Annotated in this window: 9 protein-coding genes; 6 read left to right on the forward strand and 3 right to left on the reverse strand. The window is 73.0% G+C overall.

What is annotated here, in order from left to right; translation table 11 throughout:
- The first annotated feature begins 84 nt into the window (after positions 1-84).
- Positions 85-906 (forward strand): sirohydrochlorin chelatase, encoded by an 822-nt coding sequence (locus tag KME80_RS48445; protein ID WP_443682016.1) that lies wholly within the window; start codon positions 85-87, stop codon positions 904-906.
- An 84-nt stretch (positions 907-990) separates the two neighbouring features.
- On the opposite strand, the gene KME80_RS48450 is transcribed toward KME80_RS48445, so the two are convergent.
- Entirely contained in the window at positions 991-1,653 is a 663-nt protein-coding gene (locus tag KME80_RS48450) for a DUF1707 SHOCT-like domain-containing protein (protein WP_219519322.1), read from the reverse strand.
- Positions 1,654-1,807: 154 nt separating this feature from the next.
- Here KME80_RS48450 and KME80_RS48455 point away from each other — a divergent pair, with 154 nt between their 5' ends.
- Positions 1,808-3,151: an ankyrin repeat domain-containing protein gene (locus KME80_RS48455; protein ID WP_246647062.1), complete on the forward strand. Its 1,344-nt coding sequence runs from the start codon at positions 1,808-1,810 to the stop codon at positions 3,149-3,151.
- 40 nt (positions 3,152-3,191) lie between these two features.
- On the opposite strand, the gene KME80_RS48460 is transcribed toward KME80_RS48455, so the two are convergent.
- Together KME80_RS48460 and KME80_RS48465 are read right to left on the reverse strand one after the other, a co-directional pair.
- Positions 3,192-4,085 carry a maleylpyruvate isomerase family mycothiol-dependent enzyme gene (locus KME80_RS48460; protein ID WP_246647068.1) on the reverse strand — a complete coding sequence of 298 codons (894 nt, stop codon included), beginning with the start codon at positions 4,083-4,085 and terminating at the stop codon, positions 3,192-3,194.
- Positions 4,085-4,642: a sigma-70 family RNA polymerase sigma factor gene (locus KME80_RS48465; RefSeq protein ID WP_219519328.1), complete on the reverse strand. Its 558-nt coding sequence runs from the start codon at positions 4,640-4,642 to the stop codon at positions 4,085-4,087. The genes KME80_RS48460 and KME80_RS48465 overlap by 1 nt, the downstream gene beginning before the upstream one ends.
- Before the next feature lie 169 nt (positions 4,643-4,811).
- Between KME80_RS48465 and KME80_RS48470 the strand changes: the two genes are divergently transcribed.
- From KME80_RS48470 to KME80_RS48485, 4 genes are read left to right on the forward strand one after another with little or no spacing between them, the layout of a single operon-like run.
- Positions 4,812-5,237: an OsmC family protein gene (locus tag KME80_RS48470; protein WP_219519331.1), complete on the forward strand. Its 426-nt coding sequence runs from the start codon at positions 4,812-4,814 to the stop codon at positions 5,235-5,237.
- A 33-nt stretch (positions 5,238-5,270) separates the two neighbouring features.
- The gene (gene glgX / locus KME80_RS48475; protein WP_219519335.1) at positions 5,271-7,391 is read left to right on the forward strand and encodes a glycogen debranching protein GlgX; all 2,121 of its coding nucleotides are present in this window, start codon (positions 5,271-5,273) and stop codon (positions 7,389-7,391) included.
- Between the two features lie 30 nt (positions 7,392-7,421).
- Positions 7,422-8,141, forward strand: a complete 720-nt coding sequence (locus tag KME80_RS48480; protein WP_219519338.1) for a pyrimidine reductase family protein — start codon at positions 7,422-7,424, stop codon at positions 8,139-8,141.
- Positions 8,138-9,301: an ATP-dependent DNA ligase gene (locus KME80_RS48485; RefSeq protein WP_219519343.1), complete on the forward strand. Its 1,164-nt coding sequence runs from the start codon at positions 8,138-8,140 to the stop codon at positions 9,299-9,301. The genes KME80_RS48480 and KME80_RS48485 overlap by 4 nt, the downstream gene beginning before the upstream one ends.
- Positions 9,302-9,421 lie beyond the last annotated feature (120 nt).

Genomic DNA, 9,421 nt, shown 5'->3' on the forward strand with positions numbered 1-9,421 from the left:
CCTGTAACTCCCGGCCGCCGGCCCGCCCCGTTGGCAGACGGGGCGGGCCAAGGCGGGCCGCCCGGCTCTCCGCCCGGCGGCGGGGTGCCGCTGGTCGCCGTGGCTCACGGGTCGCGCGACCCGAGGGCCGCCGCGACGGTCGAGGCGCTGCTGGAGGAGGTGCGGCGGGCGCGGCCCGGACTGCCGGTGCGCGGCGCGTACCTGGACCACTCGGCGCCGACGCTGGCGCAGGCGCTGCACGGGCACGCGGAGGCCGTGGTGCTGCCGCTGCTGCTGACGGCGGCCTACCACAGCCGTGTCGACCTGCCGGCGGCGCTCAACGAGGCGCGTGCCCGCGATCCGCTGCTGCGCGTCCACTACGGCGACACGCTCGGCCCCCACCCGCTGCTGGTGTCCGTCCTGGAGCGCCGGCTGGCGGAGGCGGGCGTGACGCCGGGCGATCCCGGCACGGCGGTGGTGCTCGTCTCGGCGGGCTCCAGCGACGCGCGCGCCAACGCGGTCGTCGCGGACCTGGCCCGCACCTGGCGCCCCTCCCCCGGCCGTGCGAGCGGCCCTTTGAGCGGCCCCACGAGCGGCCCTTTGAACGGCCCTTTGGGCGGCCGCGCAACGGGCCCTGCCAGCGGTGGCGGCGGCTGGTGGGCGGTGACGGCGGCGTACGCGTCGGCCGCCGGGCCGACGCCCGCGGAGGCGGTCGCGCTGCTCAGGCGGGCGGGCGCGCCCCGCGTGGCGGTGGCGCCCTACCTGCTGGCCCCCGGCTACTTCGCCGACAAGGTGCGGCGCGACACGCTGGCCGCCGGCGCCGACGTGGTCGCCGACGTGCTCGGCCCTGCCCCGGAGCTGGCCCAGGTGGTGCTGCGGCGCTACGAGGCCGCGCTGCGCGCCCCCGTGGACGCGGCGGCCTCATGAGCTGATCCCCGCCGCCCGGCGTGAACGGGCGGCGGGCCCATCAGCAGCCCCGGTCTCAGCAGCCCGGGTCTCAGTAGCCCGGTCTCAGTAGCCCCGGTCGAGGGAGCGGCGCTCGTTCCAGTCGTCGCCGTGCAGCTCCCGCCAGTGCTCGCGCCAGGCCGACCAGCGGCGCTTGAGCGGCTTGGCCCGCGAGTCGCCGAGCACCTTGACGTCGCCCATCACCGCGTAGGCGTGCACGCGCACGACGGGCGCGCTGGTGCCGGGTGCGGCCTCCTGCACGTCGACGCGCTTGTCGCCCATGATGGCCACGCCGTCGAGGTCCACGTTGACCCCGTCAGGCACGATGATCTTCACGTCGCCCATCACGGACACGGCGGTGATCTCCACCAGATCGGTGCGCACCTCGGCCTCGCGCAGGTCGAGCAGCACGTCACCCATCACCGCGACGGCGCCGAGCTCCTGGTCGATGCGCCAGGTGCCGCGCCGCTTGGTGTCGCCCATGATGCCCACGAACCAGCGCCGCTTCCTGCCCTCGCGCGGCTGGACCTGACCGGGGGCGGCCGGGGCCGCGGGCAGGTCCTGGGTGAGCAGGGCCAGCTCGGCGTGCGTGGTGGCGGTGTAGGCGGCCTCGGTGCGGTCGGTCAGCTCGGCGAGCGTGAGCCGTCCTTCGACGGAGGCCTCCCGCAGCATCTCCACCACGGCTTCCCGCTCGGCGTCGGAGGCCCGTACCTCCCCAGGGTCAGTCATACTCGCAACATATCGCGTTTGCGGGGGTTTGCGATCCTCCCGAAGAAGGAATCGCCATCCCCCGAACCGCTCACCCCCTCCTGTGCGTATCAGTTGGTGACACGGGCCCCGGCTTGGTCCCGCGGCGCGGCCGGGCCAGGCTAGGGTCCCTGTCATGCATGAGGAACAGCTCTACCGGGCGGCGTTGAACGGCGAGACCGAGGCGGTGGGCGAGCTGCTCGCCCAGGGGGCCGATCCCAACGTGGCCAGCGAGGGCGCGGACGAGGAGGGCGGGCTGCCGCTGTGCGCGGCGGCCGCCTGGGACCGGGTGGAGACCGCCGGGGCGCTGCTGGCGGCCGGCGCGGAGGCCGACGGCCGGGAGAGCGGCGGCTGGACGGCGCTGATGTGGGCCGCCGCCAACGGCAGCGCCGACACGGCGCGGGTGCTGATCGAGGCGGGCGCCGACGTCGACGCCGTCAACGAGTCCGGCGACACGCCGCTGTCGCTGGCGGCCCGGCGCGGCGCGCTGGGCGTGGTGCGTGAGCTGCTGGCGGCGGGCGCCGACCCGGAGAAGTACGACGGCGACGGCGACACGCCGCTGGACATCGCGGCCGACTGGCTGGGCGTGCACCTGGAGAGCGCGCTGCTCGACCAGATCGGGCAGGAGGACTGGGAGTACGTGGTGGCGCGGCAGTTCGCCAAGGACGGCACCGAGCTGGTGACGGTGGCGGGCCGCTCGGCCGACGGGTCGCAGAGCGAGCAGGTGCAGGCGCAGCGCGGCCACGCGGCGATCGCGACGCTGCTGGAGGACGCGGCGGGCGTCTTCACGCCGATCGACCGGCTGGTGGCGCGCGCGCTGGCGCACCGCGACGTGGACGAGGACGCCGAGACGTGGTGGGTGGTGGCCGACACGCTGGGCAAGCGGGCCGACGACGAGACGTACGAGGCGCTGGCGAAGCTGTGCGTGAGCGAGGACGCCAGGGAGCGTGAGTTCGGCGTCGACGCGATCGCCCAGTTCGGCGTGACGAGCGAGGACAAGCCCTATCTGGAGCGCACGCTGCCGCTGCTGCAGAAGATGACGACCACCGAGGGCAACCCTCAGGTGCTGCGCTCGGTGCTGGCCGCGCTGGGCCACACGGGCGATCCGAGGGCGCTGCCGCAGGTGCTCGACGTCATCGGCCGTCCGGGTCACAAGCGCACGATGACCGACGCGATCGCGCTGGCCGACGTGCTGCCGCCGGATCACGCCGAGGGGCTGGCGCTGCTCATCGACATGACGCGCGACGACGAGACCGAGGTGCGTGACTGGGCCACGGCGGGGCTGGCCGGGCTGGACGCCGACACGCCGCAGATCCGCGACGCGCTGGCGGCCCGGCTCGACGACGCCGACCTGCGCACGGTGGCCGAGGCGACGCGGGGGCTGCGGGCGCGCGGCGACGAGCGGGCGCAGCAGGGCGCCAAGCGGGTGCTGGAGGAGTCCGACGACCCGTACGCCGTGGAGCTGGTCACCGAGGCCTGAGCCGGGCCCTGTAAAGCCTCTCAGGAGCTCTCAGCGTCTCTCAGGGGCCTGACAGGGCGGGTGCGGTGGCGAGGACGTCGCGGGCCAGCGCCCGGTCGCCGGTCAGCTCGGCGGGGAAGCTCGCCGGGTCGCCGCGTCCGCCCAGCAGGAAGCAGAACGCGACCACGTCCGCCGTGATGCCCGCGTCGGGCTCGGCGGGCGGGGCGGGGTCCTCGACGCCGAGGGCGACGTTCCACTCGCCGCCGCCGGGCCCGGTGAGGGTGACGCGCACGCCGCGCCCGGACGCGTCCAGGCCCGACAGCAGCATCGTCCACGGCAGCAGCCGGGCGCACAGGTCGGCGACCGGGTGGATGTGGCCGGGCAGCGGGTGCGGCAGGCTGACGCGGGCGGTGCGGGCGGCGTCGTCGGTGTGCACCCACGTCTCCAGCATCCTGGCCAGCACGTGGTCGGCGGCGGGCGCCTCCAGGCCGTCGAGGGTGGCGGGGGTGCCGGCGGGCAGGCCGGCGAGGTGGCGGCAGAGCGCGTCGGCCTGCGCCCGCCAGTCCCTGCGGGTCTGCTCGGGGTCGCGGGAGCGCTCGTACGCCTGTACGTGCGCGGTGCGGGTGGCCGAGTCGGCGGCGGTGAGCTCGGGCCCCAGGACGGGCGCGCCGACGGAGGCGGCGAGCAGGCCGTCCTTGGCGGCCAGGTGCGCGACGAGTTCCTGGAGCGTCCAGCCTTCGACGATCACGCGGGACCAGTCGTCGTCCACGGCCGAGGCGAGCAGCGCGTCCAGGGCGGCCACGCGGCCGGCGTACGGCTCGGCCCAGGGCGCGGTGGGGGCGGCGGGCCGGCGCCGCGCCCTGGCCCCGGCCAGCAGTTGCGGACGCAGCGTGCCCGTGGGCTCCACCGGGTCCTCGAGCAGCGCGTCCAGGTACAGACGCTCGAGCGGCTCCATCACACCTCTTCCTCTGCCAGCGCGCCGGCCAGGCGGCGCAGCGCCAGCCGGATGCGCGACTTGGCCGTCCCCTCGGGCACGCCCAGTTCCTCCCCCACCTGCCGGTACGTCCTGCCGCCGAAGTAGGCGAGCTCGACCGCCTCGCGCAGGGCGTCGGGTAACGCCGTGACCGCCTGCCGCACCCGTTCGGCCTGGTCGGCGGCGAGCACCGTGTCCTCCAGCCGGTCGGGCGCCCGTTCGAACAGGCGGGGGCCGAGCGTGGAGACGCGGCGGCGCTCCTCGGCGCGCACGTGGTCGACGGCGCGGCGGTGGGCGATCGTGGCGAGCCAGGCGCGCAGCGTCCCCCGGCCCGGGTCGTAGGCCAGCGGGCGCTCCCAGAAGATGAGGAACACCTCCTGCGTGATGTCCTCGGCGATCACCCGGTCCCGCGTGACGCGCAGGGAGAGACCGAAGATCAGCGAGGAGAGCCGATCGTAGATCTCCCCGAGCGCGGCCTCGTCGCCGCCGACCACCCGCTGGTGCAGCAGGCGGTCGTCGTACGGTGCCTCCACTGGCACCACACTCCCGTGATCCGGACCTAGGCGGCGGGTGTGCCGCGACCCGAGCATGTCACTATTCGCCGGAAAAGGGCAGACGGATGTCGGAGCCCGGCGCGCCCGCCGGGCCGGGATAGTGTCAGAAGACACCACGAGTCGTCGCACGTCCAGAAGCAGAGGGAGCACATTCATGGCCACCACGCGCACCGCCACGACCGAGTGGAAGGGGGCCCTGCTCGACGGGTCCGGCACCGTCTCGCTCGACACGTCCGGGGTGGGCACGTTCGAGGTGTCCTGGCCGTCCAGGGCCGAGGCGCCGGCCGGCCGGACGTCGCCGGAGGAGCTCATCGCCGCCGCGCACTCCTCGTGCTTCTCCATGGCGCTCTCGCACGCCCTGGCGGGCGCCGGCACGCCGCCGGAGTCGCTGCGGACCAGCGCCGACGTCACCTTCCAGCCGGGCGAGGGCATCACCGGCATCGTGCTCACCGTGCAGGGCCGGGTGCCGGGGATCGACGCCGCGCAGTTCCAGGAGGCGGCCGAGACGGCCAAGGCGAACTGCCCGGTCAGCAAGGCGCTCGCGGGCACCACGATCAGCTTGCGCGCCGAACTCCTGTAGCGGGACCGCGATCGCGTGCGACAATCGGGTCACATGCGCGAAGTCTGGCCGGGCGAACCTTATCCACTCGGTGGCACCTGGGACGGCGTGGGCACCGGTTTCTCGGTGTTCTCCGAGGTGGCCGAGCGGGTCGAGCTGTGCCTGTTTCACGACGACGGCTCCGAGGAGCGGATCGACCTGCCCGAGGTCGACGGGTTCGTCTGGCACGGCTACCTGCCCGGGATCATGCCGGGGCAGCGCTACGGCTACCGGGTGCACGGGCCCTACCAGCCGGCCCAGGGCTACCGGTGCAACCCGGCCAAGCTGCTGCTCGACCCCTACGCCAAGGCCGTCGACGGCGAGCTGACGTGGAACGAGGCGCTGTTCCCCTACCACTTCACCGATCCGTCGCGGCCCAACTCGGCCGACAGCGCGCCGTACATGCCGAAGAACGTGGTGATCAACCCGTTCTTCGAGTGGGGCAACGACCGCTCGCCGCGGGTCCCGTACCACCAGAGCGTGATCTACGAGGCGCACGTGCGGGGGCTGACGATGCGCCATCCCGGCGTGCCCGAGGACCTGCGCGGGACGTACGCGGGGATGGGGCATCCGGCGATCATCGACCACCTGGTGTCGCTCGGGGCGACGGCGGTCGAGCTGATGCCGGTGCACCACTACATGCCCGAGCACTTCCTGGTGGCGCGCGGGCTGACGAACTACTGGGGCTACAACACGATGGCCTACCTGGCCCCGCACGGCGGCTACTCCAGCTCCGGCACGCGGGGCGAGCAGGTGCCGGAGTTCAAGGCAATGGTGCGGGCGCTGCACGAGGCGGGCATCGAGGTGATCCTCGACGTGGTCTACAACCACACCGCCGAGGGTGACCACATGGGGCCGACGCTGGGCTTCCGCGGCATCGACAACGCCGCCTACTACCGGCTGCACGACGGCGACCGGCGCTACTACCTGGACTACACCGGGTGCGGCAACTCGCTCAACGTGCGCTCGCCGCACGCGCTGCAGCTCATCATGGACTCGCTGCGCTACTGGGTGCTGGAGATGCACGTCGACGGGTTCCGGTTCGACCTGGCCTCGGCGCTGGCGCGGGAGCTGCACGACGTCGACCGGCTGAGCGCGTTCTTCGACCTGATCCAGCAGGACCCGGTGATCTCGCAGGTCAAGCTGATCGCCGAGCCGTGGGACGTGGGGCCGGGCGGCTACCAGGTGGGCAACTTCCCGCCGCTGTGGACCGAATGGAACGGCAAGTACCGCGACACCGTGCGCGACTTCTGGCGGGGGACGCACTCGGCGCTGCCGGAGTTCGCCTCGCGGCTGACGGGCTCGGCGGACCTGTACGAGACGTCCGGGCGGCGGCCGGTGGCCTCGATCAACTTCGTCACCTGCCACGACGGCTTCACGCTGACGGACCTGGTCTCGTACGACCACAAGCACAACGAGGCCAACTGCGAGGACAACCGCGACGGCACCGACGACAACCGGTCGTGGAACTGCGGGGCCGAGGGGCCGGTCGAGGATCCGCGCATCGTCGGGCTGCGGCACCGGCAGCGGCGCAACTTCCTGGCCACGCTGTTCCTGTCGCAGGGCGTGCCGATGCTCTCCCACGGCGACGAGCTGGGCCGGACCCAGCGGGGCAACAACAACGCCTACTGCCAGGACAACGAGATCGCCTGGGTCGACTGGTCGATGCTGCACACCGAGTCGGACCTGCTGGAGTTCGTGCGCAGGCTGTCGCAGCTGCGGCGGGAGCACCCGGTGTTCCAGCGGCGGCGCTTCTTCCACGGGCGGCATTCGGGCAACGGCCTGCGCGACCTGGTGTGGCTGACGCCCGGCGGGGCGGAGATGACGGCGGGCGACTGGCACATCGGCTACGCCAAGTCGCTCATGGTCTACCTCAACGGCGAGGCGATCACCGAGCCGGGGCCGCGCGGGGAGAAGATCACCGACGACTCGTTCCTGCTGCTGATCAACGCCCATCACGAGGACATGACGTTCACGCTGCCGGGCGAAGAGTTCGGCGGCACCTGGATCCCCGAGATCGACACCAGCCACGAGACGCTGGAGAGCGTGTTCGTCGACGAGGGGTGGCGGCCCGGCGACCTGGTGGCGGTCACCTCCCGATCGTTGCAGGTGCTGCGCCAGCCCCGGCGTCCATGACTTGTCACAGGCGTGTGCCAAGGTAGAGGGGTGCGTCGCATCCATCCCGACATAGAAGACAATCCCGACATCGAGCGGGCCTACGCCTATCCCGACCGGCCGTGGCTGCGCCTCAACATGGTGGCCAGCGCCGACGGCGGCGCGTGGGTCGAGGGGCTGTCCGGCGGGCTGTCGAGCAAGGGCGACCGGCGCGTCTTCGGGGTGCTGCGCGGGCTGGCCGACGTGATCGTGGCGGGCGCCGCCACCGTCCGGGCCGAGGGCTACGGCGCGGTCCGGCCGCGCGAGTCGTGGCGCGAGATGCGGGCGGGCCGGCCCGCCGCGCCGCCCATCGCGGTGATCACCCGCGGCCTCGGCCTCGACCTGGCCGGGCCGCTGTTCGACGGCGGCGTCAGCCGGACCATCGTCGTCACCTGCGAGAGCGCGCCCGCCGAGCGGCGCAAGGCCGCCGCCGAGGTCGCCGACGTCATCGTGGCCGGCGAGGAGTCCGTCGACCTGGCCGCCGCCCTGGCCGCGCTGCACGAGCGCGGCCTGACCCGGGTGCTGTGCGAGGGCGGGCCGCTGGTCAACGCCCAGCTCGCCGCCGCCGGGCTCGTCGACGAGCTGTGCCTGACCGTCAGCCCGGCGCTGATCGGCGGCGACGCGGCGCGCATCCTCAACGGCGCGCCGTCACACGTCAAGCTTGAGCTCAGCCAGGTGCTGGAAGAGGAGGGGGTCCTCTTCTGCCGCTACACGAAGGAGTCTGGCCCATGACAGAGCCGACCGCGCCACGGGGGAAGAAGGCGGCCAAGGAGCCGGAGCCGATCCCGGACCTCGACCTGCCCGTGCGCCCGCCGGTCGCGCCGATGCTGGCCAAGCCGGTCAAGGCGATGCCCAAGCAGGACGGCAATCTGTTCTACGAGCCGAAGTGGGACGGGTTCCGGTGCATCGTGTTCCGCGACGGCGCCGAGGTCTATCTCGGCAGCCGCAACGAGCGGCCGTTCACCCGCTACTTCCCGGAGCTGGTGGAGGCCGCCAAGGCGGAGCTGCCCGACCGGTGCGTGGTCGACGGCGAGATCGTGCTGCCGCGCGGGTCGCACCTCGACTTCGAGGCGCTGCAGCAGCGCATCCATCCGGCGGCGTCGCGGGTCAAGATGCTGTCGGAGCAGACGCCCGCCTCGTTCGTCGCCTTCGACCTGCTGGCCCTGGGTGACGAGTCGTTCATGGAGACGCCGTTCGCGGAGCGCCGGCGGCGGCTGGTCGAGATATTTCCCGAAAAAGGCGGATCCATCCGGCTCACTCCGGTGACGACGGACGACGCCCAGGCCGCCGAGTGGTTCGACATGTTCGAGGGCGCCGGGCTCGACGGCATCATCGTCAAACCCGGCGACCAGCCCTACATCCCCGACAAGCGGACCATGTTCAAGGTCAAGCACGAGCGCACCGCCGACGTGGTCATCGCCGGCTACCGCGAGCACAAGAGCGGCCCGATCGTCGGCTCCATCCTGCTCGGCCTCTACGGCGACGACGGCCGCCTGCACCACGTGGGCGTGGCGGCCTCGTTCCCCATGGCGCGGCGGGCCGAGCTCGTCGAGGAGCTGCGACCGTACATCGCCGACCTGTCGGAGCACCCGTGGGGCCACTGGGCCGAGCAGGCCGCCGCCGGCATCGGCCAGCCCGCCGCCACCCCGGCCACCGGCGGGCAGCGGGTGCCGGGCGCGATCTCGCGGTGGAACGCCAAGAAGGACCTGTCGTTCATCCCGCTGCGGCCCGAGCTGGTGATCGAGGTGGCCTACGACCAGATGGAGGGCGACCGGTTCCGCCACACCGCCCAGTGGCGGCGGCTGCGTCCCGACCGCACCCCCGAGTCGTGCACGTACGAGCAGCTCGACCGGCCCGTCTCCTACGACCTGGACGACATCCTCGCCCGCTAGATCGCTGATGTGAAATTTGGTGATCGGCTGCGGGCGTGACGAAGGGCGTCCATGGTCGGTGTGTGAAGACAGACTTGGACGCCCTTCTGACCGCACTCTATGTCTACTTGGACGATCACG

It is taken from the genome of Nonomuraea ceibae (assembly GCF_019396325.1).
In the GTDB taxonomy this organism is placed as follows: domain Bacteria; phylum Actinomycetota; class Actinomycetes; order Streptosporangiales; family Streptosporangiaceae; genus Nonomuraea; species Nonomuraea ceibae.

Bases quoted from the DNA above. Each gene is read 5' to 3' on its own strand.
- KME80_RS48485 (WP_219519343.1), top strand. From the start codon at position 8,138: ATGACAGAGCCGACCGCGCCACGGGGGAAGAAGGCGGCCAAGGAGCCG.
- KME80_RS48470 (WP_219519331.1), top strand. From the start codon at position 4,812: ATGGCCACCACGCGCACCGCCACGACCGAGTGGAAGGGGGCCCTGCTC.
- KME80_RS48460 (WP_246647068.1), bottom strand. From the start codon at position 4,085: ATGGAGCCGCTCGAGCGTCTGTACCTGGACGCGCTGCTCGAGGACCCG.
- glgX (WP_219519335.1), top strand. From the start codon at position 5,271: ATGCGCGAAGTCTGGCCGGGCGAACCTTATCCACTCGGTGGCACCTGG.
- KME80_RS48450 (WP_219519322.1), bottom strand. From the start codon at position 1,653: ATGACTGACCCTGGGGAGGTACGGGCCTCCGACGCCGAGCGGGAAGCC.
- KME80_RS48455 (WP_246647062.1), top strand. From the start codon at position 1,808: ATGCATGAGGAACAGCTCTACCGGGCGGCGTTGAACGGCGAGACCGAG.